The sequence below is a fragment of the Pseudoxanthomonas sp. SL93 genome, assembly GCF_026625825.1.
In the GTDB taxonomy this organism is placed as follows: Bacteria; Pseudomonadota; Gammaproteobacteria; order Xanthomonadales; family Xanthomonadaceae; genus Pseudoxanthomonas_A.
The window spans coordinates 1360338-1384312 of record NZ_CP113065.1; the positions used below are offsets into that span (position 1 = coordinate 1360338).

Genomic DNA, 23975 nt, shown 5'->3' on the forward strand with positions numbered 1-23975 from the left:
TTCGTGCCCCACTGGATAGACAACCCCACCGTGCTGGACGCGTACCTGCAGTCCCGCCCGGCCCGCATCGGCCTGGATACCGAATTCGTCCGCGAACGCACGTACTGGCCGCAGCTCGCACTGGTGCAGATCGCGGTGAACGACGAAGTGCTGCTGGTGGATCCGCTGGCGCCCGGCATGGCCGATGCCCTGCGGCCCTGGCTGACCGACACCAGCATCACCAAGGTCATGCACAGCGCCAGTGAAGACCTGGTGGCGTTCAAGTTCACCTGCGGCGTGCTGCCCACGCCGTTGTTCGACACGCAGATCGCCGCCGCCCTGGCCGGCGTGGCCGCGGGCATCGGCTATCAGAAACTGGTCGAACGCATCACCGGCGTCACCCTGCCAAAGGGCGAGACGCGCTCGGACTGGCTGCGCCGGCCGTTGAGCGAGTCGCAACTGCACTATGCCGCCGACGACGTGCGCTACCTGTTCGCCGTGCACGACGCGCTGGAGGCCCAGCTTCGCGACACCGGACGCCTGCAATGGCTGCAGGACGACTGCGCGCGCTTTGTCGAACTGGCTGCGCAGGACGACCTGGAACGCTGGCCGCACCTGTCCATGCGCAGCGCGCAGTTCCTCGACGCGGGCGCGCAACGCCGGCTGGTCCGCCTGCTGCGCTGGCGCGACGTGCAGGCACGCAGCAGCGACAAGCCGCGCAGCTGGATCCTGGACAACGAACTGGCGGTGGGACTGGCGCGCAATCCGCCCGAGGATCGCGCCGCGCTGCAGAAGGTGTTCGACGCGCAACCCAAGGCGCCGCGCAAGCTGGCCGATGCCGTCTGGACGGCGCTCACCACACCCTTGGCTGACGAAGACGACACGCCACTGGCCCGCAATGCCAGCGACGGCGACAAGGCGGCGCTGAAGCGCTTGCAGGATGCGGTGTCCCAGCGCAGTGCCGACCTTGGCCTGCCCGATGGCGTGCTGGCGTCGCGCCGGTACCTGGAAGCGCTGCTGGAATCCGGCGATTGGCCCGCGGCGCTTTCCGGCTGGCGCCGGGCCGAACTGGAGCCCGTGCTGGCGCCGTTGCTGAACCCGGCAGGCTTGGCATCGCCCACGCCTGCGGGCTAGAATCGCCGCGTCCATACCGGGGCCATAGCTCAGCTGGGAGAGCGCGTCGTTCGCAATGACGAGGTCGGGAGTTCGATCCTCCCTGGCTCCACCAAACATCAGAAAGGCCAGGCGAAAGCCTGGCCTTTTTTGTTGCCCGCGGTCCGCCGCCGGTACGGACAAAGAAAAGGCCCGCCGGCAGTACGCCGACGGGCCCGATCAAGTCCCGGGAGGAGGATCAGAACTTGTAGTTCACGCCCAGCAGGTAGGTACGACCCCACTCGATGTATTCCAGCGGACGGTCCTTCGTGCCGGCATAGGTCTGGTAAGCCTCATCGGTGAGGTTGCTCACCTGGAACAGGATGCTCAGCCCACCCAGTGCATGGCCGTCGGCGAACGAGTAGCTCACCTGCGCATCGGTGATGTCCTCGCCGACCACGTAGCGCAGCGTACGGTCGCCGTCGAAGTTGCCGATCTCACCGATGAAGTCCGAACGCTTGCGCTGGCTGACGCGCGCTTCGAATCCGTTGCGTTCGTAGTACGCGGTCAGGTTGTACACGCGCTCGGACAGGCCGGGCAGCATGATGTTCTCCGTACCCACGCTGTTCGTCGCGCCGGGGGGCGGCGGGATGGTGATGTCGCTGTCGTTGAAGCCGGCGCTGGCGATGACGCCGAAGCCCGCCAGCGTTTCGCTGAACAGGTCGAACGGAATCGACGCCGTCAGTTCCAGGCCTTTCAGCGTGCCACCCTCGCCGTTGTATGGCGACGTGAAACGACCGGTGGTCTGGGTCGGCGGCTCGCCCGGACCCGGCACGTAGTCCACCAGGAAATCGGTGAAGTCGTAGCCATCGCGCGACTCGGTGAAGATGTAGGTGCGCAGGTCCTTGTAGAAGAAGGCGGCCGAGATGTACGCCTTGGTGCCGAAGTACTTCTCGTACGACAGGTCGAAGGCATACGCACGCCACGGATCCAGTTCCGGGTTGCCGCCGCTGCCGCCGGGTTCACCGGTGGCGGTGTTGACGCCGAACTCCAGCGAGGCACGCAGCTCATCCACGCGGGGACGGGCCACCTGCTCGGCCAGGCCGACGCGCAGCGTCTGGTCGGCAGGCAGCGAGAATGCCAGGTTCAGGCTCGGCAGCACATCGGTGTAGGTCTTGCCGCGTTCGATCGGCTGCACTTCACTGCCGGCCGGCTGCGTGCTGTCCCAGTAGCGCGAGCTGGACGACTGGTCCACATGCTGGACCTGCACGCCGATATTGCCGCGCACCGGCACCGAACCCCATTCCGTGTCGATGTTGGCGCGCACGAAGCCGGTGGTGATTTCTTCGTTGACGTCCCACGCCTTCGGAATCAGGTACGACAGGTTGTCGACCGGATTGAAGGTCATGTAACGCGCGACAGCGGCCGGCACGTTCCAGGACGGGATGTAGCCGACGCCGGCAAAGTTCAGGTCGACCAGTCCGTACTGCAGGTCGGAACCGATCGGCGTGACACCCTGCGGGCCCAGGTTGATGTTGCCTTCCGGCTGGCGCTTCAGCTTGTGGCGGTCGGCGTAGTTGACGCCCACGTCGAAGTCGGCGAACCAGCCCAGCATTTCCGGCGCCGGCAGCGTGGCGGCCAGCTTGAAGGCCTTCAGTTCGTCTTCGACCTTGGGGGTCTTGCCGTAGCCCGAGCCATAGATGGTGTTGGCCAGGTACAGCGATTCGGGATTGGAATAGTCGAAGCCCGGATTCAGCTGCGAGAAGCCGCCGCTGCGGAAGGCCAGCGCCACCGAATCCAGTTGCGGCGCGGGCAGCAGCTGGGTGTTGTTCTCCAGGTTGATCTCGTCGCGCTTGGTCTTGGACCAGCTGAGGTCGGCGACGATCCTGGCCTGGCCCACGTTGAACTCGTTGTTCCAGCCGAACGCGTTGATCTCGTCTTCGCGGTAGTTGTACATGCCGCGCACCAGCGGGTACACGTTGTTGGCGGTGCCGCCGGTGAACGTGTTGTTGCCGTTGATGACGGGGTTGGTGACGTTCAGGCGGCCATAGCCACCGTTGTAGTCACCGATGTGCACTTCGAACTGGTTGGCCGTGTTGACCTGCTCGGCCTCGGAGTAGAACAGGTCCAGCGTGCTGGTCCAGGCATTGGACGGCCGGAACTGCAGGGTCGCCATCACGCCGTCGCGCTTGGTTTCGCCGGTGCGGCGCAGGGCCTTGATGCCGTCGGAGTAGAACGTGCCCGCGGGCACGCCGGGACGCCAGCCGTCACCGATGGCCTGCCACGGCTCGTAAAGGCCCACCTGGTTTTCCTGGATGGGCGTGGTGGAGTGCGAGTAGCCGATCGAGAAGCCGAAGGTGCGGGCTTCGTTCTGGGTGATATAGCTGGCGTTGATGCGTTCGCCATAGGCGGAGGCATCGGCGGCCGCGCCGAGGGAGTTGCGCTGGCCACGGAAGCCGATGGCACCCACCGGCGCGTCGAAGCTCAGCGGACGCACGGTCTGCATGTCCACCGTGCCCGACAGGCCCTGGCCGACCAGGCTGGCATCGGGCGTCTTGTACACGGTCACGCCGCTCACCAGCTCCGACGGATACTGGTCGAACTCGACGCTGCGGTTGTCGCCGGTGCTGACCATCTCGCGGCCGTTCAACAGCGTGGTGGAGAAGTCGGGGGACAGGCCGCGCACGCTGATGACCTGCGCGCGACCGGCGACGCGCTGCGCCGCCAGGCCCGGCAGGCGGGCCAGCGATTCGGCGATGCTGACGTCCGGCAGCTTGCCGATGTCTTCCGCCGAGATCGCCTCGACGATGGAGGTGGAATCACGCTTGACCGAGATGGCGCTCTCGATGCCGCGGCGGATGCCGGTCACCACGACGGTGTCCAGCTCGGTGGCATCCTGCGTCTGTGCCGGTGCCGGTTCGGCCGTCTGGGCCTGCACGCCGGTCGCGGTCAGCGTCATGGCAGACGCCAGCGCCGCGCTCAGCATATTGCGCTTGAGTTGCAACATATTCCCCTCTCCAAGGACGTTGTGTGCGGTGATCCGGGTGCGTCGCAGGATGCGATCGCCCGGGTCTGCTACGCCGGGGCGATGGGCCCCGGAACGTGCGGCAATGGTAGTCGCGGCCGCAGCTGCACAAATTCCCCTGCATACGTATTCATCAGGTTTTGCAAGGCTTTGCGTAACACCCGTTCCATACGGAAACCTGCCCGATGGCGCGCGGGTACCGGGTGTGTCCGTGCGCATTCAGGGTGAAAGCAGGAACACCAGCGGCACCTCGATGCGTTCCCGCCACGCCGCCTCGTTGTGTTCGGCGCCGGTGTATCGGCGCGTGATCCAGTCCTTGCCCGCGCGGTAACCCTTCGCCTGCATCAGCGGATCGACGCGTTGCTGGTAAGGCTCATAGGACGCGTCGATCGTGGCGGTGCCGTAGTCGAAGTACCAGCGGAGCGTTCCCGCCTGCGGCAGGTGCGCGGCCAGGTAATCCACGACGATGCCCTGCCCGGCCGGCCAGTGGGTCGACACACAGCCTGCGCGGCCGAAGATGTTCGGGTGTTCCGTCACGGCATAGGCCGAGATCAGCCCACCCAGGCTGGACCCCATCACCGCCGTGTCTTCCGGTCCGGTCAACGTGCGGTAGTGCGTATCCACGAACGGCTTGAGTTCTTCCACGAGGAATCGCAGGTACGCGTCGGATGAAAGATCGACGACCGGAAACGGCGGATCGCCGATGTTCGGCGTGAACGACGCCGCGGTGATGGGCTTGCGGGGCATGTACTCCTGCAGACGCCGCGGTGTGTTCCAGACAGCCACCACGATGGCTTCGCGCACTTGGCCAGTTGAGACCAGCCGCGTCATCGCCTCGTCCACAGCCCAGTCGATGCCGGTGTAGGACGTGGCGGGGTCGAAGACGTTCTGGCCGTCGTGCATGTACAGCACCGGGTAGCGCTGGTGATCGGATGAGGCGTAGCCGGGCGGAAGCCAGACATCGACATTCCGCGCCGGTACGTGGCCCGACGGAAAATCCCCATGCCGCTCCACGTGGCCGGTAATCCCATCGCCCGTCACGCGCTGCGGCGCGTCCCGCGCGAAGGCCGACACCGCCAGCCACATCATCAGCGCAGCGATCAACCCGACGTATCTGTTATGCATGTCAACCTCATCAGTGCGTGCGTCGCACGCCGTAGGCCCATTCAAGAAATAGAGGAAACATCCGTCGCCATGCAGCCTGCTCGTGCCGGCCACCGTCCAGGTGCCAGAGAACCACGTCGGCGGATGTGGCTGTCGGATCCACGGGATCCACCTCCACCACGAATCCGCGCTGGGCCAGGCCCGGCTGCACCCGCCGGTCACCATCGCGGTAACCAAGGACGAGGTCGCGCACATCGTCCATCGCGTCGTTCACGCCGTCGGCATCGCGGTCATCGGTTTCTTCCTGGGTGCCAACCGAAAACCACCAGCGCGTGCCGCGGGGTGCCGGCGTCGATGCGACCCGCTGCTGGGCAAGACGCGATGATTGAGGGGAACCGGCATCGGCGGGCAACCAGAATGACGGCGAGAATGCGCCCACGGTGCCGAACACGTCGGGATACTGCCACCCCATGTCGAACGCCTGCAGCGCGCCCAGCGACCAGCCGAGCACGGCGCGCCCCTGCGGTTCCGCCTGCGTGCGGTAGTGCCGGTCGATGTGGGGCACGAGCCGATGCGCCAGCCACTCCGCGTAGACGTGGGCGTTGGCGCCGATCGCACCATGGCGCGACTGCCCGGGCAGGCTGCGTCCGCCGGCGCGATCCGACAGGCCATAACCCGCCATGCGATCGGGTGGCATGTCGATGCTGACCACGATCACCGGCACGATGCGGCCTTCGCGATACAGGCGCTGCAGCGTGTCGTCCAGGCCGACGGCTTCGCGATCCTGGCCGTCGTTGACGTACAGCACCGGATAGCGGCGGCGGGCGTTCGCGTCGTAACCGGGAGGCAGATGGACCACATGGTGCAATGGCGCCGGGGCGATACCGGGCGCTTCCAGCGCACCGTCGACAGTGGTCGCAGGCGCATCACCGCGTACGGATGCGCACCCGGCCAGTGCCGTGCAGACCGCCATGCAGGCCCATGCCCTACTCCACCACATAGACCACCGCCGTCCGCGCGGGAACCGTGAAACGACCGTTGCGAGATTCGAACCGCGCATCACGCCGCGGCCGTGGATCGGCGGCGTCTTCATCGCGATGGACGGGATGGAGCACGTAGGCCTTTCCTGCCTGCGATGGCAGATCCAGCGTCTGCGCCTGCGGCGAGGCATTGACCAGATAGAGGATCTCGCGGAAGGCTTCGCCTTTACCCGCGTAGCCGGCATCGCCGCCCTGCAGGTGCCCCACGACGACCAGCGGGTTCTGCGTGCGGCCGCTGTTGGGGAAACCGAGTCGCCGTTCCACTTCATCGGCATGCTGCAAGCGGAACAGCCGCGAACTTGCGCGGATGCGCAGCAGGTCGCGGAACTGGTCGCGCGCGAACGCGATGTCCGACGGTCGCGGGCGGAGGGATGCATCCGCCAGCAACGGGCGCATCAGCTCCCAGTTGGCGGCGTTGTCCTTGGCGGGCGGCAGTCCGGTGCCGAAGTAGTTGTCCTGGTAGGTCCAGTCGAGCCGGTTGAACCAGTCGCCGGAGTCGAAGCTGTTCCGGTCCAGCGACTTGGATCGCAGTGTGTCGATGCCGGCGTGGAAGTACGCCACGCCCTGGCTGAAGGCGGTCACCGCGACCGCGAGCATCTGCACCCTTGCGCGATCTTCTTGCGACGTATCGCGGGGCAGCTTGAACACGTTGATGTCGAACAGCGTCTGGTTGTCGTGGTTCTCGGCGTAGTTCACCACTTCACCGGGCTGGCTGGCGTAGCCGGCCGGCTGTCCCTTGTAGTCGATCTGCCACAACGGCTTCGTGCTGCCGTCGTGCGTCGGCAGCGGATAGTCGCGCAAGGTGCCGGCGAGGCCGACGCGCACCAGGTCCGCTGCCTTCAGGAGATCGTCGCGCGGGCGAGACGGGTCGGCGTCGCTGTTGGGCGCGTACACCAGGCCGTTGAGCCAGCCCTGTTCCTTCGCCAGCGCCGCTCCGCTGTCCGACGGTCCACCCCCACGCAACGCGTCACGGGTGCGGTCGCTGAAGGTGCCGATGCCCGACCCGTTCAACGACAGCTGCGATGCCTGCACGAAACGTGCACCGTCGGCGACTTCGCCGAAGTTCCAGCCCTCGCCGATCAGGTGCACCTCGCGTCCGGTGGACGCATCCACACGCCGCTTCAGCACCTCCATCACCGCCCGCGGCTGGTGCCCCATCAGGTCGAAGCGGAACGAGTCGATGCGGTAGTGGCGTGCCCACAGCTCCGCCGAATCGATCATCAGGCGCGCCATCATGGCGTGCTCGGTGGCGGTGTTCTCGCAGCAGGTGGAACGCTCGACGCGGCCCTCCGCATCCCGACGGTGGTAGTAGCCCGGCACGATGCGGTCCAGCACCGAGGTGGGCGCCTGGCCGGATTCGGTGGTGTGGTTGTAGACCACGTCCATGCCCACCCGCAGCCCGATGCGGTGCAAGGCCATGACCATCTGCCGGAACTCGATGATGCGACGCGCGCCATCGGCGGCATCGCTGGCATAGCTGCCTTCGGCCGCATTGAAGTGGTACGGGTCGTAGCCCCAGTTGAAGCAGTCCCGTGCGGCGACGGCCGTGACCGCCGCCTGCTGCGCTTCGCTGTCGGCAGCCGCCTGCGGGAACTCCGGCGTGATGCATCCCGCTTCAGGGATGGTGGCGATGTCGTACACCGGCAGCAGGTGCACGTCGGTCAGGCCTGCCTGCGACAGGGCGCGCAGATGGCGCATCCCCGCCGACCCGGTGTCGGTGAACGCCAGGTACTTGCCGCGGTGCGCCGCCGGTACGCTGGCGTCACCGATGGAGAAGTCGCGCACATGCAACTCGTAGATCACCATGTCGGTCTGCGCCTTCACCCGTTGCGGCGACGGGACGTCGTCCCAGCCGGCAGGCTTCAGCGCGGGCGAATCGAGGTCGGCGAAGTAACTGCGGCGCGAGTCGATGCCCAGGCTGACCGAATACGGATCGGTCACGCGGTTGCGCACCAGGCCAGTCCCCGGCACATGCACGTCCACCAGGAAACGGTAGTAGCGGCCGGAAAGATCCTGCGGCGTGCGCCAGGACCAGTGGCCGGTCAGGTCGTCGCGCGCCAACGGTTGCACGGTGGATGCCGCGCCCGTGTCGTCGGGAAACACGCAGACGGATACCGCGCGCGCGGTCGGGGCCCAGACGCTCAGTGCCGACATGGATCCGGTGCGGTGCGGACCGAGCGGTGGCGAGGCGACGGCGGCGGCGTACAGGTCATCCAGCGCGCCGGCGTGCTGCAGCGCCGTCGCGGCCAGCACCCGGCCCGCACCGTCCTCGCGCACCAGCACCAGTTGCTGGCGGAGCAGCTCGCCCACCCGTGCCACATCGCCGGCATCCAGCTGCAGATCAGTGCCCGGCGCGACGAAACGGAACCGTTCCACGACATCGCGCGCAAGTTGCGTCCGGCGCGGCCTCAGATCCAGGTGGCCTTCGGCACCGCGCACCGGACCTCCGGGTTCGGCGACGACGGCGGCGGACGCCGAATGGTAAAGGCGATACCGGTCATCACCGGATGCACCCGGCCAGCGGATCGACTGCCGGTCGAACCAGTATGCGGCCGCCCGTGCATCCACGGCGGGCGACGCGCTGGGCCGGAGGACGACGCTGCCTTCCGCATCGCAATCGGCCAGCGTGGCCGCGGACGCGGGTGCGGACAGGCCCGCTGCCGCCAGCAGCATGACGACGATGATGGCGCTGGACCTCATTGCGCATGCGCCCGTGCCATGCCTGTTCTCCCGCATGGCGGCGTCGATCAGCCGATACGCCCGTAGAACACGCCGCGCGGTGGCAGCGACAGCATGCCGTCCTTCACCTGCGCGCCCGACAGGCCGTGGCCGTCGACGGGCTGCACCGGCAGAGCGCTCGGCAATTCCCATGTCAGCGCTTCCGCCGACAGGTTGAAGACGACCAGCATCGCCTGATCACCGGCCTCACGACGGAAGGCCAGTACGGGCTCCGGCGCATCGATGAAAGTGATGCTGCCGACCTGCAGCGCGGGCTGCGCGCGGCGCCACGCCAGGAAGCGACGCACGGCGTTGAGGACCGACCCTGCGTCCGCCTCCTGCAGCGCGACACTGATGGCGCGGTGTTCGGCGGGAATCGGCAGCCACGGGCGCCCTGCGCTGAAACCCGCCTCATCGCCGGCATTCCACGGCATGGGCGTCCGGCATCCATCGCGTCCCTTGAAGTTCGGCCAGAAGGTCTTGCCGTAGGGATCCTGCAAGGCCTCGAACGGTACGTCCGCTTCCGGCAGGCCGAGTTCCTCGCCCTGGTACAGGCAGACCGAACCGCGCAACGAGCACACCAGCGCCACCAGCTGCGCGGCCAGTGCCGGCGAGCGTTCGCCATCGCCCCAGCGCGTGACGGCGCGCTGCACGTCGTGGTTGGACACGGCCCAGCACGGCCAGCCTTCCGCCATCGCCGCTTCCAGCCGTTCGACCGTGCCGCGGATGTAGCCGGCACTGCCGTCGTCGGTCAGCAGCTCGAAGCTGTAACCCATGTGCAGGCGCTGGTCGGTGACGTACTCGGCGGTGGTGGCCAGCGAATCCTCGGAAGAGATTTCGCCCAAGGCGGCAGCATCGGGGTATTGGTCCAGCAGCGCGCGGAGCCGCTCCAGGAACGCGACGTTCTCCGGCTGCGTGTTGTTGTAGTAGTGGTACTGGTAGGCGTACGGGTTGTCCGGGCTGAAGCCGCGGCCGACGCGCTTCTCCTTCGGCTTGGGCGGGTTGTCGCGCAGCTGCGCGTCATGGAAGCAGAAGTTGATCGCATCCAGGCGCAGGCCATCGACGCCCCTGTCCAGCCAGAACTTGACGTTGTCCAGCGTGGCGGCCTGCACTTCCGGGTTGTGGAAGTTCAGGTCGGGCTGGCTGGAAAGGAAGTTGTGCAGATAGTACTGCTCCCGGCGCGGCTCCCAGCGCCAGGCCACGCCGCCGAACAGCGACATCCAGTTGTTCGGCGCGGTGCCGTCTTCCTTCGCATCCGCCCACACGTACCAGTCGGCCTTCGGGTTGTCGCGGCTTTCGCGGCTCTCCTTGAACCAGGCATGCTCGACGGAACAGTGGCTCAGCACCTGGTCGATCATCACCTTGATGCCCAGCTCATGGGCCTTGGCCAGCAGGCGATCGAAGTCGGCCAGCGTGCCGAACAACGGGTCGACGTCGCGATAGTCGGCGATGTCGTAACCGAAATCCGCCATCGGCGACTTGAAGAAGGGAGATATCCAGATGGCATCGACGCCCAGCCCGGCGATGTAGTCGAGTTTCTCGACGATGCCCGGCAGGTCCCCTACCCCGTCCCCGTTAGTGTCCAGGAAGCTGCGGGGGTAGATCTGGTAGATCACCGCACCGCGCCACCAATTGTTCTTGTCCATTGCAGCACCAGGTTGCTTGCGTCACGCACCACACCGGCGCGCACGGCGGGCGCCACTATTCCATGGCCGGCCGTCGGGCGTGAGAGCGGGTCGCCATGGCGCGCCATGAATACGTATGCAAACAAGGAACCGCCATCGCATGCATGCAGCCCGCAACGACGCCTGGCGCGCGTCGCCGATCAGGTCGAACCCCTGCTGCCACAAGGGTTTCCACGCACGCGGACACGCGCGCGCTTACCCGCATCCCCCTCATGCACGCGTCCGCGCGTGTTTGCAGTGCAGCATGGAATCGACAGCGCTTGCCTGCAAGATGCCGCCACGCCGCACGCTGCCTGCTTCCCTTGCAGGTGGATCGTCACCACGACTTCCCGACCGCCAGGACCCTGCCCGCATGACCCACAAGCCAACGTTGTCCTTCTGGCAGATCTGGAACATGTCGTTCGGCTTCCTGGGCATCCAGTTCGGTTTCGCGCTGCAGGGCGGCTTCATGTCGCGCATCTTCCAGACGCTCGGCGCGGAGAAGGATGCGCTGCCCCTGTTGTGGATCGCCGCACCGCTGACCGGCCTGCTGGTGCAGCCCATCATCGGTTACTTCAGCGACCGCACCTGGCACCCGGTGCTCGGACGCCGCCGCCCGTACTTCCTGGCGGGCGCCATCCTCAGTTCCATCGCGCTGATCTTCATGCCGCACTCGCCGACGCTGTGGGTCGCTGCCGGCCTGCTGTGGGTGCTGGATGCCAGCATCAACATCAGCATGGAACCCTTCCGTGCCCTCGTGGCCGACAAGCTGCCCGAGCAGCAGCGGTCCTACGGTTTCGTCCTGCAGACCCTGATCATCGGCATCGGCACCTGGGTCGCCAGCAACCTGCCCTGGTTCGTCGCCCGCATGGGCGTGCCCAACGAGGCCGGCCCCGGCGTGGTGCCGCCTTCGGTGAAGATCGCGTTCGCCATCGGTGCGTTCGTGTTCCTGGCCAGCATCCTGGTCACCGTGTTCACCACGCGCGAGTATCCGCCGGAAGACCTGGAGGCATTCCGCCGCGAAAAAGCGCGCCAGGGCAACTTCATCAGCGAGATCTTCAGGCACGTGGTACACATGCCCGCGCAGATGCGCAGCCTTGGCGTGGTGCAGTTCTTCAGCTGGCTGGCCTTCTTCGCGATGTGGAGCATGGCCACCCCCGGACTCACCGAGCACGTCTTCAAGGCGCCGGCCCCCGACCCGTCGACGTTCGACATGGCCGATGCCGCGCAGGCGGCGGCGTTCCAGACGGCCAATGGCGCATTCCAGAATGCCGCCGACCTGGTGGGCTCCTACATGGGCTATTACGGGCTGTCGTCGATGCTGGTGGCGCTGCTGCTGAGTTTCTATGCCGCGCGCTTCCCGCTGAACCGCAAGGCCGTGCATTTCGGCTCGCTGCTGCTGGGCGGCCTCGGCTTCCTGTCGATGTGGTTCGTGCCGCACCCCGCCTGGCTGATCGCGTCGTTCGCGCTGGTCGGCGTGTCGTGGGCCAGCATCCTGTCGATGCCTTATGCCCTGCTGTCCAGCCACGTGCCCGGCGAGAAGATGGGCATCTACATGGGCATCTTCAACATGTTCATCGTCATCCCGCAGATCGTGGCGGCAACCCTGCTGGGGCCGGTGCTGCGCAATTTCTTCGGCAACCACGCGATCTACGCGCTGGTCATCAGTGGCGCCAGCCTGATCGTGGCGGCGCTGTGCCTGTTCCGCGTGCGCGAGGCCGCACATGCCGATGCCACCTCCCCACAGATGCAGGTGCATTGATGATGCGCGCCACCCTGAAGCCGCTGCCCGTGCTGCTGTTGCTCGCGATGGCCGCGCCCCGCGCACTGGCCGCCGACGATTTCTACGGCACCAAAGAACCGTTCGCGAAAGAATCGGTTTACTTCGTGCTGACCGATCGCTTCGTCAACGGCGATCCGTCGAACGACCACCGGGACCAGGGGGGCGCGCACCGGACGTTCGACCTGCCGGTGCCCGGCGCACCCGAAGGGCAGTCGGACAACGTCGGCTACCTGGGCGGCGACTTCAGGGGCGTCGTGAACAATGCAGGCTACATCCGCGATCTGGGTTTCACTTCGGTGTGGGTCACGCCCATCGTCGACAATCCGGACCAGGCCTTCACCGGTGGTGAAGCGATCAAGTGGGGCGGCATGTTCACCGACCGCGGCAAGACCGGCTACCACGGCTATTGGGGCATCAACTTCTACAAGCTCGACGAGCACCTGCCCAGCGAGGGCCTGGACTTCGCCGGCTTCACCCGGGCGATGAAGGAACAGAAGCTCGACGTGGTGCTGGACATCGTCACCAACCACGGCTCGCCCGCCTATTCCATGCCGACGATGCAGCCGCAATACGGCAAGCTGTGGGACCGGGACGGAACGCTGGTGGCCGACCACCAGAACCTGGACCCGGACAGGCTGGACCCGCGCCGCAAGCGCCTGCATGCGTTCTACAACACCCAGGGCGGGCTGGCCCAGCTGTCGGACTTCAACGAGCACAATCCCGCCGTGCTGGAATACCTGGCAGGCGCCTATGAGCAATGGATCGACCAGGGTGCCGCGGCGTTCCGCGTGGATACCATCGCCTGGATGCCGCACGCGTTCTGGAAGCGGTTCGCCGACCGCATGCGCCAGAAAAGACCCGGCTTCTTCATGTTCGGCGAGAACTTCAACTACGACGCCGCCAGCATCGCCGGCCACACCTGGCAGCGCAACGGCGCGTACAGCGTGCTGGATTTCCCGCTGAAGGCGAAGCTGGTGGAGGTGTTCGAGAAGCCCGGCAGTGACTTCGCCGAACTCGGCAAGGCGCTCTACCTGGAGGATGGCCCGTACGCCAACCCGTACGACCTGATGACCTTCTATGACAACCACGACATGGCGCGCATGAACGCCAGTGACGAAGGTTTCATCGATGCGCACCACTGGCTGTTTACCGCGCGCGGCATTCCGGTGATCTATTACGGCTCGGAGACCGGTTTCATGCGCGGCACCGCCGAGCACGCAGGCAACCGCAACTACTTCGGCCAGGACCGCATCGATGCCGCGCCCGGCAGCCCGATCTTCGCGCCGCTCCGGCGCATCGCCCAGCTACGCCGCGACACCCCGGCGCTGCAGCGCGGCCTGCAGCTCAACGTGCGACTGAAGGGCGACCAGGCGGTGTTCTACCGCGTATTGCAGCACGAAGGAATCAACCAGACCGCGCTGGTGATGCTCAACAAGGGCGACAAGGCCACGCGCGTCTCCGTCAGCGACTACCTGCAGCAGGGCGAGTGGCGCGATGCCTTCACCGGCCGGGCGCAGCGCGTGCGCAACCGGCTGGAGGCCGACGTGCCGGCGCATGGCGTGCGTGTGTTCCTGCTGGACGCGCCCGTCACCCGAGCCGACACCCGCGCCCGCCTGGCCGAGTTGATGGAGCGCAAGTCGCCGAAGGCCGATTGAGCGTGAGGCACTTGTGGGAGCGACGTCAGTCGCGACCGCGCGCCCCGATGTGGCGCACAAAAGCGGACCGGTCTCCTTCCGCGGCGCTGCCGCGCGCTCATGCCATTGCGGGATGACGGGGCCTAGGGCGCGCCGTCGCGACTGACGTCGCTCCTACAGGGGTTTATGGGCGTCGGCCCACACGCTGTTCGGCTCGCCCGTGCGGGCGCGCTTCGCGGTCATCCGTGCCAGCCATGCAAACCCAAACGCCATCGCCACCGCTCCGGCATCAATGGCGAACAGCGCCGCATGGCCGGCGGCGGCGCTTTTCCATAGCCACCATCCCGTTGCGGCGCCATGCGCCACCGGCACCAGCGCCGTCACCAGCGCGGCCAGCCAGAGCAGTTCCTTCGCCGCGCGGACCGGCGGCCGCAGCACGGCCCACAACAGACAGGCGGCCCAGGTGGCAAAACAGGCCCACTTCACACCGGATTCCACGCTGATGCCCCAAGCGACGTGCCTGGCCTCCAGCACCTGCGACGCCACGAACGCTGCGGAGATCGCCACGCACACGCCGATGCAGAAACCGACGGTCGCCTTCGCCATGCCGACCTGCGCGCGGCCCTGCGCCTGCTGGCGGCGCTTGCGACGCGATTCGATCCACAGCAGGTTGCCCGAATAGAACAGGAAGGCGCCGCCGATGCCGAGCAGGAAGTACAGCCACTGGACCCAGGCGTTGCCGTATTCGCCGAAATGCAGCAGGTAGGCAATCGACAGCGTCGCGTGGTTGGCATCGCGCCTGCCGGGCAGCTGGCTTGCGACCAGCGCGCCGGTGTTCGCGTTCAGGGCTACCGCGCCCAGTGCGCCCAGCGTACGCGGCGCCTCGCCCGTGACCTCGACGATCGCATTGGCATCGCCGGCGTGGGTCAGCTTGAGGTAGGCGGGTTCGAATGCAGGCAGTCCCTGCTCGCGCGCGACCTGCTGCGAGCGCGCATGCCACATGGCCACGCTGCCCAGCGCCTGCGGCGTACCGGCCGGCGCCACCTGCGGCGCGGTATCCAGCGCGGCCGGCATGGCTTCCATCAGCTTGCCCCCGTAGATCAGCGGATTCAGCGCGAATGCCACCACCATCACCAGGCACAGCAACGCGCCGGTCACCGCGAACATCACGTGCACCGGCAGGCTGAGCACGCCGATGACGTTGTGGGCGTCCTGCCAGAAGCGCTTGAGGTTGCGGCCAGGCCGCAGCGCGAACAGGTCGTCGACCAGCTTCGGCAGGTGGATGACGATGCCCGAGACCAGCGCCACGCCGTACAGCAGGCTGACGATGCCCATCAGGTAGGTGCCGGCCACCGGAATGCCCAGCGAATAGTGCAAGGCGTTGACCAGCTCGGACAGCGCCGCCGCGGGCGGGTGCTGGCTGCCGGCCAGGTCGTCCGGCGTGGCAAAGAACCAGGTCCCCTTCGCGTCGGGCCAGTACACCACTGGCTGCGCGCTCTCGCCCCCGGGGAACATCATCCCCACCCACTTGCGTGCGTCAGGGTGGCGGGCGATCGTTTCGTCCAGCAGCTGCTGCGCATCCTGCAGCGTGCCGATCGGCTGCTCCACCGCGTGCGGCGACTGCCAGACCATCAGATCGTGGTGGAACACGGTGATGGCGCCCGCGTAGAACGCGACGAACAACGCGAAGCCCGCGACCAGGCCCACCCAGGTATGCACCGTGGTGAACGTGCGCAGCGTGTTGGAGCTCAGCTTGATGGCCATGGCCTCAGTGCACCCATTGCAGGTAACGCAGGCCCCACAGCAGCAGCAGGCCCAGGCCCGCCGCGCCGACATAGGCCAGCCACGCACGCTTGCCGTTGCGGAATGCGAACGCCAGCGCCATCACGCCCATCCAGACCGGGAAGAAGGCCAGTACGCCGCCGACCAGCGTGCCCTGCCACGGGCCCGGCAACAGCCAGCTGACCAGCCCGATCCCGGCAGCGGACACGAAGAAGCCGGGCACGATGCCCGCCGTCGCGCGGCCCCACATCAGGGCAGATCCTCACGCTGGCCAGCCAGCGCACCCGGCATGCCGGCCAGACAGGGCAACGCGATCATCGCCAGCATCCAGGTGCCGAGCATCGCGCAGAGACCGATGCCTACGCCCATCACGGCAATCCACAGGGCGAGCGAGACGACCGCAAGCGGTAGGCCCGCCCAGCGGCCCGCCACGCCCAGGCGTCGCCAAGACGCCCAGCGGCAATGGCGCGAACCGGCGTAGAGGGCCGCCGCCGACAGCACGGCGGCGGCAGAAGCGGCAATCAGGATCGGGGTCGGCATGGCGATGGCGTGCGCGGTCTGGCTAGCGGCTTACCACTGGTAGCGCGCGGTCGCGGTGACCGTGCGCTCGTAGCCGTAGTAGCACCAGTAGATCGCATTGCAGGCGCTGATGTATTCCTTGTCGGCCAGGTTCTGCACGTTCAGCTGCAGGCGCCAGTTGGCGATGTCGTAGTGCACGGCGGCATCGAACAGTGTGTAGGAAGGCGTTTCCCATTCGTTGCGCGCGTCGCCGAAATGCTCGCCTGTGTAGCGCACGCCCGCGCCGAAGCCGAGACCGGCCAGCGCCCCACCGGTGAAGGTGAAGTCCGCTCCCGCGGAAGCCGCATGTTTCGGCTGCAGGGCGATTTCCTTGCCCAGCGTGGCAGCATCATTGCTGCGGGTGACCTCCGAGTCGATGTAGGCGTAGGCGCCGTACACGCTCAGGCCGCTGCCGATGTTCCACCGCCCCTCCAGCTCGACGCCACGCACCTTGGTTTCGCCCTGCTGGATGGAGAACAGGGTGTGGTCCGGGTCGACGGTCAGCGTGTTCTGCTGGGTGATCTCGTACGCCGCCAGCGTGGCCAGGACCTTGCCGCTGGCGGGCTGGTATTTCAGGCCTGCCTCGATCTGTTCGCCCGTGGTGGGCACGAACGCATTGCCAAAGAAATCCGCACCGACGGTCGCCTGGAACGACTGCGACCAGCCCACGTAAGGCGCCAGACCGTTGTCGAAGACATAGTTGACGCCGACGCGCGCGGAGAACTTGTCGTCGCTCTGGTGGCCGCCGTTGCTGTCCGTACCCACCCAGTCCTGGCGACCGCCGACGGTGAAGACCCAGCGGTCGAGCTTGATCTGGTCCTGCACGTATACGCCCAGTTGGGATTGCGTCTGGCGCGTGCTGGCGGTGGTCGCCGGATCGAAGTCGGGGGCGAGGTCCGGCATGGTGCCGTAGACCGGGTTGAACACGTCCAGCCCGGTCGCCGCGAACACGAAGTTGGAATCGTAGCTGTAGCGCGAGCGGCGGTAATCCAGGCCGGTCAACAGCGTGTGCTCGGCACGACCGGCGCTGAATCGCCACTGCAGGTTGTTGTCGATGCCGAAGGTCTTCTCGTCTTCCTGCGTCGACCACAGGTAGCGGAACAGCGTGCGCTGATCAGCCAGCAGGCCGAACGCACCGACCGACACGCTGGGCTCCACTTCGGCATCGGTCACGCGCGCGCTCTGCTGGAACACCACGCCGCCGCCGAAGTCATGGCGGAACTCGTAGCCGAGCGAGGCGAGCGTCTTGACGTAATCGTTGGCGTTGGGCTCGCCGGTATACAGGCTGGAACGGATCCTGCCGTTCGGGTTGGGCAGCAGCGTGCCTTCCGCCGGCAGGAAGCCAGCGCCCGCCTTGGTGTCGGCCTTCTGGTAACGCGCCAGCACGGTCAGTTCGTTGGCTTCGTCGGGCTTCCAGGTGATCGCGGGCGCGAAGTAGTAACGGTCGTCGTGGATGAAGTCCACCGGCGTGTCGCTGTTGCGGCCCAGCCCGGTCAGGCGGTAGAGCAGCGTGCCGCTCTCGTTGAGCCTGCCGCCGAAATCGAAGGCCAGCTGCCTCATCTCGTCGCTGCCCACCTGCACTTCGATTTCGCGCAGCGTTTCGTCGGTGGGGCGCTTGCTGACGTAGTTGACCAGGCCGCCGGGCGGCATGGCGCCGTAGTTGACCGACGCCGGTCCCTTCAGCACTTCGATGCGCTCCAACCCGTACGGCTCGACGCGGGTGATGCCGGTGCCGGAACCTTCCGGCAGGGCCAGGCCATCCATGTAGCGCGCGGGCGTGAAGCCTCGCACCAGCAACCAGTCGCTGCGGCTGTCGCTGCCATAGGCGCCGCCCTGCGCGCCGGCGGTGAACCACACGGCTTCCTCGACCCCGTGGATGCCGCGGTCACGCATCTGCCTGTCGGTGACGACGGAGATGGACTGCGGGATTTCCTTCAGCGAGGTCGCGGTCTTGGTCGCGGTGCCGGTGCTCGGCGCGATGGGGGCCTGCACCTGCACGGCGTCCAGCGTGGTGGCGTCTGCCGCAGCGCTCTGACCGGATTGCGCGAGCGCGCCGAACGGCATCGCGAGAGCGGTCGCCACGGAAAGACTGAGGGAATGGAATGTCAGGGCGTTGCGACGGAACGGAACGGACATGGATAGCCTGGTTCGACGGTGGCCGGTGATCCGTCCATCCACCGCCTACCGGTGGACATCGCGGCGCGGCGCGGCGCCGACAGACGCCACCGCAACCAGCCAGAATAAGAATGATTCTTATTCTAGGTCGAACACCCTGTTCAGGCAACTGGCCGGCTCAGCCGGCACCAGTGGAGCGCCGCAGCGCCAGCGTCACCGGAATGGTCTGGCTCTCGACCGGCTCGTCGTGGATCAGCTTCAGCAGGCTTTCCACCAGGATCGCCCCTGCCCGCTTGGTGTCCTGCTGCACCGTGGACAGGCCGGGATTGGTGAAACTGGCCAGCGGGATGTCGTCGAAGCCGGCCACCGCCACATCCTCGGGCACCCGCAGTCCCTGTTCGTGCAGCGCCTTCATCGCCCCCACGGCGATCAGGTCGCTCGCCGCGAATATCGCGTCAAACGGCACGCCCCGCTGCAGCAGCTCGCGGGTGGCGGCATGGCCGGACTGCTCCGTGGTGATGGCATCGACCTGCAGGGCGGGATCCGCCGACAGGCCGGCCGCTTCCAAGGCACGCTGGTGTCCCAGGTAGCGCTCGAAGAACTCCGGGTAGTGATTGGAAGCGTGGCCGAGGAAGGCGATGCGCCGCCGCCCCTGCGCCAACAGATGCGCGGTGATGTCGTGCCCGCCCTGCGCGTTGTCGCAGCCGATGGAGATGCCGGGCGCATCCGGCAGCACCGCACCCCAGCGGACGAAATGCGTGCCCTGCTGCACCAGCCGCTCCAGCCGCGCCAGCGATTCCAGATAGTCGCCGTAGCCCAGCAGGATGATGCCGTCGGCCTTCTTGCTGTCCTCGTAGTCGGCCTGCCAGTCGCTGGAAAGCTGCTGGAAGGAGATCAGCAGGTCGTAGCCGTTCAGCGCGCAGGCACGGGTGATGCTGCCCAGCATGGACAGGAAGAACGGATTGATGGCCGATTCGTCCGGCGTGGGGTCTTCGAAAAACAGCAGCGCCAGCGTGCCGGAATGCTGCCGGCGCAGGTTGGAGGCGTTCTTGTCGACCTTGTAGTTGAGCTGCTCGGCGATGGCCAGGATGCGCTTGCGCGTCTCCTCGTTGACCATCGGGCTGCCGCGCAGGGCGCGCGACACGGTGGGCTGGGAAACCCCGGCCAGATGCGCGATGTCCAGCGAAGTGGCTTTACCCTTGATAGGCGCGATCACGGACGGCTTCGGGAGCGGACTGCAGGAGACAGGATCATGACACGCCTGCCAGCCGGGTTCGACCCCGGCCAGCCGCTGTAACCGCTCCCATCACCCTCAGGCCGAAGCTGCAGTGCGCGCGGCGCCGTGAAGCTGGACACCGTCGGCGTCGGTGATGCTGACCGACACGTCGATGCCTTCGCGCACGCTTTCGGTGACCACGCAGAAATTCTCGAACTGGGCCAGGATGCGCTCCAGCGATGCATGCGCCGCCCCGGCCTCCGCCAGCCGGATGTCGGCGTGGATATGGCCGACACGCAGTCGCCCCTGTTCATTCCGCACCAGCTCTGCCGTCGCCTGCGTGACAAGCTTGCCCGGCGAGTTCTTGAACTTGCGCAGCGCGAACAGCAGGCTCGCCGACAGGCAGTTGGCGACGGCCGACAGCAGCAGCCGGGTGGGATTGGGCCCCTCCCCCTTGCCCAGCGGCTCGGGCTCGTCGGTCAGCAGGTCGGGGATGTCGGTATCGTCGAAACGGATGCGGAAAGCGTAGTCGCTCTCCTGTTCCAGCGTCAGGCGCAGCGTCTGGATCTCGCTCATGGGTTACTCCTTTGGAAAATGGGGTCGGACGACGATTCTGATCATGGCACCACGCGACGATTCCAGGGCATCTGCGCGAGCAAGCGCGCCATACCGCAGAACCCGCTGACGCCCGCGAATACCAGCCCAGCGCCCACGAATCCGGACAGCAGCAGCCAGTACGGCGATGCCACCGCGCCCATCAATAGGCCGGCCAGCACCAGCGCGCCTGCCGCGATCTGCACCTGGCGCATGAGTTCGATCGGCTGGGCGCGATCAACATGAACTGGCAGGCCGACCCGTTTCCAGGCTTCGAGTCCTCCTTCCATCAGGAAGGCATCACACCCTACTGCCGCGACCGCCAGCTGCGCCGCGTTAGCCTGAGTACGCGCGCCGGAGCGGCAATGGAATATCACCGTCGGCGCCGCAATGTTCGGCAATGGCCGTCCCGATCGCGAGATCGGCCACGGAGTGGCGCCGGGAATATGTTCGCGCGCATGCTCGTCCGCGTCGCGTATATCCACCAGCATGGCGCCCTGGGCGCGCATGTCATGCGCTTGTCGAGGTGAAACGGAGGGAATGGTCATCGGCTTCCTCAGGGACAGTAGAGTTCTTTCAACATGGCGACGACCCGGCTCACACGCGGGTCGGCGATCCGGTAGTGCAACGTCTGCGCTTCACGCCGACTTTCCACCAGGCCCGCTTCGCGCATCCTTGCCAGGTGTTGCGACAGGGCGGACGCACTCAGCCCGACCTCTTGCGCCAGCATTCCCGCGCTGGACTCTCCTCGCGCGACCAGGGTGCAGGCCACCAGCAGACGGCCGTCGTGGGCCAATGCGCGCATCAGCGCGGCGGCTTCGGCCGCGCTGGCACGCATCTGTTCCAGTTCACGTTGCTTGAAGGGCATGGGACCAGCTTTACTTTAGAATGCTCTTAATTTAGTATTTCATAAATAAAAAAGCAACCTCTCAAGGAGGCTTCATGACGACCGTCGCGATTCATGCCCGGTTCGACCAGGCGACCAATACGGTCAGCTATCTGGCGTGGGACCCCGCCACGCGGCAAGCAGCCATCCTCGATCCCGTGCTGGACTACGACCATCGCACCGGCGCCGCCGGTTTGGTGTCGGCGGATGCGTTGCTTGACGTCGCGGCAGCCGAAGGCCTCGCGATCGCCTGGATACTGGAAACCCATGCCCATGCGGACCATCTTTCCGCCGCCCCCTACCTGAAGCAGAAGACGGGCGCGCGGATCGGCATCGGCGAGCACATCCGTGACGTGCAGCGCGTGTTCGCGCCCGTGTTCAACCTGTCTGGCGTGAGCGGCGACGGCAGCGAGTTCGACCAGCTCTTCGCCGATGGCGAATCCTTCGCACTGGGCGACCTGCGGGTGGATGTACTGCACACCCCGGGTCACACCCCTGCATGCGTGTCCTACCGCATCGGCGATGCGGTATTCGTCGGCGACACGCTGTTCATGCCGGACTACGGCACCGCGCGTGCCGATTTTCCGGGCGGCGATGCTCGCACGCTTTTCCGCTCCATCCAGAAACTGCTTGCGCTGCCGGACGAGACCCGGCTGTTCATGTGCCACGATTACAAGGCGCCCGGCCGCGACCATTACGCGTGGGAAACCACGGTGGCGGAACAGCGCGCGCGGAATGTCCACATCGGCGGTGGTACCGCCGAGGATGCGTTCGTCTCGATGCGCGAAGCGCGCGACGCCACCCTGCCCGCGCCCGCCTTGCTGCTGCCTTCGCTGCAGGTCAACATCCGGGCCGGCCGGCTGCCGGATCCGGAGCCCAACGGCACGCGCTACCTGCGGATCCCGCTGTCGGGGCCGATGGACTAGCGTCGCGCCTTCAGTGCCCGCCGGCGTGCACGGCGGCCTGCCCCTGCGTGGCCGCTCCCGTGCCGCAATCCGCGCTCAGCAACGGCGAGTGGCGCAGCCACTCGGGATCGGGGTAGTAGGCGAACACGAACGATCCACCGCGGATGGTGTCGATCAGCGGACGCGCCACCGCGGTACGCACCGCGGGGCATCCCAGGCTGCGGCCCAGCCGGCCCTGCGCGCGGATCAGGTCGTTGCTGACGTAGGGCGCGCCGTGGATGACGATGGCGCGTTCACGCGCCTTGTCGTTGACGCCGGGCTCCAGCCCGCGCAGGCGCAGGGAATACCCATTGCCACCCACGTACGACTCCTCCGTCTGGAAGGCGCCCAGGCTGGACATGTAGCTGCCGGTCGCATTGGAGAACCGCGTCGCCAGGTTCTCGCCGGTGTTGCGGCCATGCGCGACCCATTCCTCGAAGAGCAGGCGCTGCTTGTCCAGATCGAACACCCACAGCCGTGGCTGCGTGGACGGCCGCGAATAGTCGATCACGCTCAGCCGGTTGGCTGGCGTCGTATCGCCGCGGCGCAGTGAGCAGGTCATCGCCCGCGCCGCCATCGACAGCACCTTGCGGTCCAGCGCCGGGGCGGCCCGATGCAGGGCCTCCACCATGCGATCCGGCGCCCCGGCCGGTGGCGCAGCCTGGGTCGCGTTGGAGGCGCAGAGGGCCAGCAGGCCCGCGCAGGCGGTGGCAAGGGGGATCGTCTTCATCACGGATATCGGCAGGAAAGGGCACACCAGCATCCCGATTCCGTCCGCAAGGCTTAGTGCGGTTCCGTTATAGCGGTGGCCTGGTCCGATTCCAAGACGGGGGCGGATTGCTGTTCGGCTGGCGTTGCACGCACGCCCGGCAGGTCCGACAGCAGTACCGTGGTGCCTGGCGTCAGGATGCCGTACAGCCGGCGCGAGAACGCCTCCGGAATCCAGAACGACTGCATCAACGTGCGCAGCGGCGGCATGACGGCGTCCTGCGCACCGAGGATGCGGTGCGCGACCCAGCGATGTTCGCGCTGGGTGGGGTCAAGCAGGCTGGGGATGTCCTCCACGTCGGACGTCATCACCAGCAGCATCGTCCCGTTCAGCGCCACGTCGCGCACCACCTGCAGCGGTGCGGAGCCGATCAGCACGCCATTGCGCAGCACGGAGACACGGGCGTCGTGCAGGCTGACCAGGATGCTGACGGGGCCTTGCGGGGCTGCTTCCGGATTCCACTGCACTTCGTAGGGGCTGGCCGGCATCGGGACGGCCTGCCCACCGGCGGTCACCGGCGCGAGCACCGCCGGATGCACGACGCTGGCCGGGGATGCCTCCGCGTTGGCCACCACCACCGAATCGCCCCGCTGGGTGATGGCGAACAGCTTCTCCGCGAAGGCATGCGGCAGGCGCACGCAGCCATGCGAGGCGGGATACCCGGGCAGATTGCCGCCGTGCAGGGCGATGCCGTCCCAGGTGAGCCGCTGCATGTGCGGCATGGGCGCATTGTTGTAGAGGTTGGAGCGATGGTCCTTGTTCTTCTGCAGGATGGTGAACACGCCCGTCGGCGTGTCTTTCCCCGCCTTGCCCGAGCTGATCGTCGAGACGCCGATCGCGATGCCGTTGCGGTACACGTAAGCGCGTTGCTCATCCAGGCTGACCACCAGCACGATGGGGCCTTCGGGTGCGATCTGCGGATACCACAGGAATTCGCCCGGTTTGAGCGCGCGGGCATCGGTGGCGGGCTGGGCGAAGGCCGCAACGGGTGCCGCCCGCCCCGTCCAGGGCGTGGACGCGAATGCCAGCGCCACGAGCGCCAGCAGGCATCGGGACGCGATGCATTTCATGC

19 protein-coding genes and 1 tRNA gene are annotated in these 23975 nt (G+C 66.9%); 5 read left to right on the forward strand and 15 right to left on the reverse strand.

All coding sequences use genetic code 11. The features are described 5' to 3' along the window. The first annotated feature begins 3 nt into the window (after positions 1–3). Together rnd and OVA13_RS06330 are read left to right on the forward strand one after the other, a co-directional pair. Positions 4–1113: a ribonuclease D gene (gene rnd, locus OVA13_RS06325; RefSeq protein WP_267792942.1), complete on the forward strand. Its 1110-nt coding sequence runs from the start codon at positions 4–6 to the stop codon at positions 1111–1113. 18 nt (positions 1114–1131) lie between these two features. Then, positions 1132–1207, forward strand: a tRNA-Ala gene (locus tag OVA13_RS06330). Between the two features lie 123 nt (positions 1208–1330). Here the strand turns inward: OVA13_RS06330 and OVA13_RS06335 are convergent. The 5 genes from OVA13_RS06335 to OVA13_RS06355 all read right to left on the reverse strand — a co-directional run bounded on the left by OVA13_RS06335 (position 1331) and on the right by OVA13_RS06355 (position 10604). Then, positions 1331–4078 carry a TonB-dependent receptor gene (locus OVA13_RS06335; RefSeq protein WP_267792943.1) on the reverse strand — a complete coding sequence of 916 codons (2748 nt, stop codon included), beginning with the start codon at positions 4076–4078 and terminating at the stop codon, positions 1331–1333. 237 nt (positions 4079–4315) lie between these two features. Next, positions 4316–5221: an alpha/beta hydrolase gene (locus tag OVA13_RS06340; protein ID WP_267792944.1), complete on the reverse strand. Its 906-nt coding sequence runs from the start codon at positions 5219–5221 to the stop codon at positions 4316–4318. A 10-nt stretch (positions 5222–5231) separates the two neighbouring features. Beyond that, entirely contained in the window at positions 5232–6173 is a 942-nt protein-coding gene (locus tag OVA13_RS06345; RefSeq protein WP_267792945.1) for an alpha/beta hydrolase, read from the reverse strand. A 13-nt stretch (positions 6174–6186) separates the two neighbouring features. Beyond that, complete coding sequence (locus tag OVA13_RS06350; RefSeq protein WP_267792946.1) at positions 6187–8940, reverse strand: alpha-1,6-glucosidase domain-containing protein; 2754 nt, start codon at positions 8938–8940, stop codon at positions 6187–6189. A 47-nt stretch (positions 8941–8987) separates the two neighbouring features. Beyond that, positions 8988–10604, reverse strand: a complete 1617-nt coding sequence (locus OVA13_RS06355; RefSeq protein WP_267792947.1) for an alpha-glucosidase family protein — start codon at positions 10602–10604, stop codon at positions 8988–8990. A 391-nt stretch (positions 10605–10995) separates the two neighbouring features. Here OVA13_RS06355 and OVA13_RS06360 point away from each other — a divergent pair, with 391 nt between their 5' ends. Together OVA13_RS06360 and OVA13_RS06365 are read left to right on the forward strand one after the other, a co-directional pair. Beyond that, positions 10996–12384, forward strand: coding sequence for an MFS transporter (locus tag OVA13_RS06360; RefSeq protein ID WP_267792948.1), 1389 nt, complete (start codon positions 10996–10998; stop codon positions 12382–12384). Continuing rightward, positions 12384–14060, forward strand: coding sequence for an alpha-amylase family glycosyl hydrolase (locus OVA13_RS06365; protein ID WP_267792949.1), 1677 nt, complete (start codon positions 12384–12386; stop codon positions 14058–14060). Before OVA13_RS06360 ends, OVA13_RS06365 begins: the two co-directional genes overlap by 1 nt. A 153-nt stretch (positions 14061–14213) precedes the next feature. Here OVA13_RS06365 and OVA13_RS06370 read toward each other — a convergent pair whose 3' ends face one another. From OVA13_RS06370 to OVA13_RS06405, 8 genes are all read right to left on the reverse strand, one after another. Continuing rightward, positions 14214–15797 (reverse strand): PepSY-associated TM helix domain-containing protein, encoded by a 1584-nt coding sequence (locus OVA13_RS06370; protein WP_267793465.1) that lies wholly within the window; start codon positions 15795–15797, stop codon positions 14214–14216. Between the two features lie 10 nt (positions 15798–15807). Beyond that, positions 15808–16071, reverse strand: coding sequence for a hypothetical protein (locus OVA13_RS06375; protein WP_267792950.1), 264 nt, complete (start codon positions 16069–16071; stop codon positions 15808–15810). Then, on the reverse strand, positions 16071–16361 hold the full coding sequence (locus tag OVA13_RS06380) for a hypothetical protein (RefSeq protein WP_267792951.1): 291 nt from the start codon (positions 16359–16361) through the stop codon (positions 16071–16073). Before OVA13_RS06380 ends, OVA13_RS06375 begins: the two co-directional genes overlap by 1 nt. Before the next feature lie 30 nt (positions 16362–16391). Then, a complete protein-coding gene (locus tag OVA13_RS06385) occupies positions 16392–18461 on the reverse strand; it encodes a TonB-dependent siderophore receptor (protein WP_324288278.1) in 2070 nt (689 codons plus the stop codon). Positions 18462–18672: 211 nt separating this feature from the next. Beyond that, complete coding sequence (locus tag OVA13_RS06390; RefSeq protein WP_267792952.1) at positions 18673–19710, reverse strand: LacI family DNA-binding transcriptional regulator; 1038 nt, start codon at positions 19708–19710, stop codon at positions 18673–18675. Positions 19711–19806: 96 nt separating this feature from the next. Then, complete coding sequence (locus OVA13_RS06395) at positions 19807–20286, reverse strand: OsmC family protein (protein ID WP_267792953.1); 480 nt, start codon at positions 20284–20286, stop codon at positions 19807–19809. A gap of 41 nt (positions 20287–20327) precedes the next feature. Next, positions 20328–20852 (reverse strand): rhodanese family protein, encoded by a 525-nt coding sequence (locus OVA13_RS06400; protein WP_267792954.1) that lies wholly within the window; start codon positions 20850–20852, stop codon positions 20328–20330. Positions 20853–20860: 8 nt separating this feature from the next. After that, positions 20861–21172, reverse strand: a complete 312-nt coding sequence (locus tag OVA13_RS06405) for an ArsR/SmtB family transcription factor (RefSeq protein ID WP_267792955.1) — start codon at positions 21170–21172, stop codon at positions 20861–20863. A 74-nt stretch (positions 21173–21246) separates the two neighbouring features. On the opposite strand from OVA13_RS06405, the gene OVA13_RS06410 reads away from it, so the two are divergent. Continuing rightward, positions 21247–22116, forward strand: a complete 870-nt coding sequence (locus OVA13_RS06410; RefSeq protein ID WP_267792956.1) for an MBL fold metallo-hydrolase — start codon at positions 21247–21249, stop codon at positions 22114–22116. 10 nt (positions 22117–22126) lie between these two features. Here the strand turns inward: OVA13_RS06410 and OVA13_RS06415 are convergent, their stop codons facing one another. Together OVA13_RS06415 and OVA13_RS06420 are read right to left on the reverse strand one after the other, a co-directional pair. Then, positions 22127–22864 carry a murein L,D-transpeptidase catalytic domain family protein gene (locus OVA13_RS06415; protein WP_324288279.1) on the reverse strand — a complete coding sequence of 246 codons (738 nt, stop codon included), beginning with the start codon at positions 22862–22864 and terminating at the stop codon, positions 22127–22129. A gap of 53 nt (positions 22865–22917) precedes the next feature. After that, on the reverse strand, positions 22918–23973 hold the full coding sequence (locus OVA13_RS06420; protein WP_267792957.1) for a L,D-transpeptidase: 1056 nt from the start codon (positions 23971–23973) through the stop codon (positions 22918–22920). Positions 23974–23975: the final 2 nt, after the last annotated feature.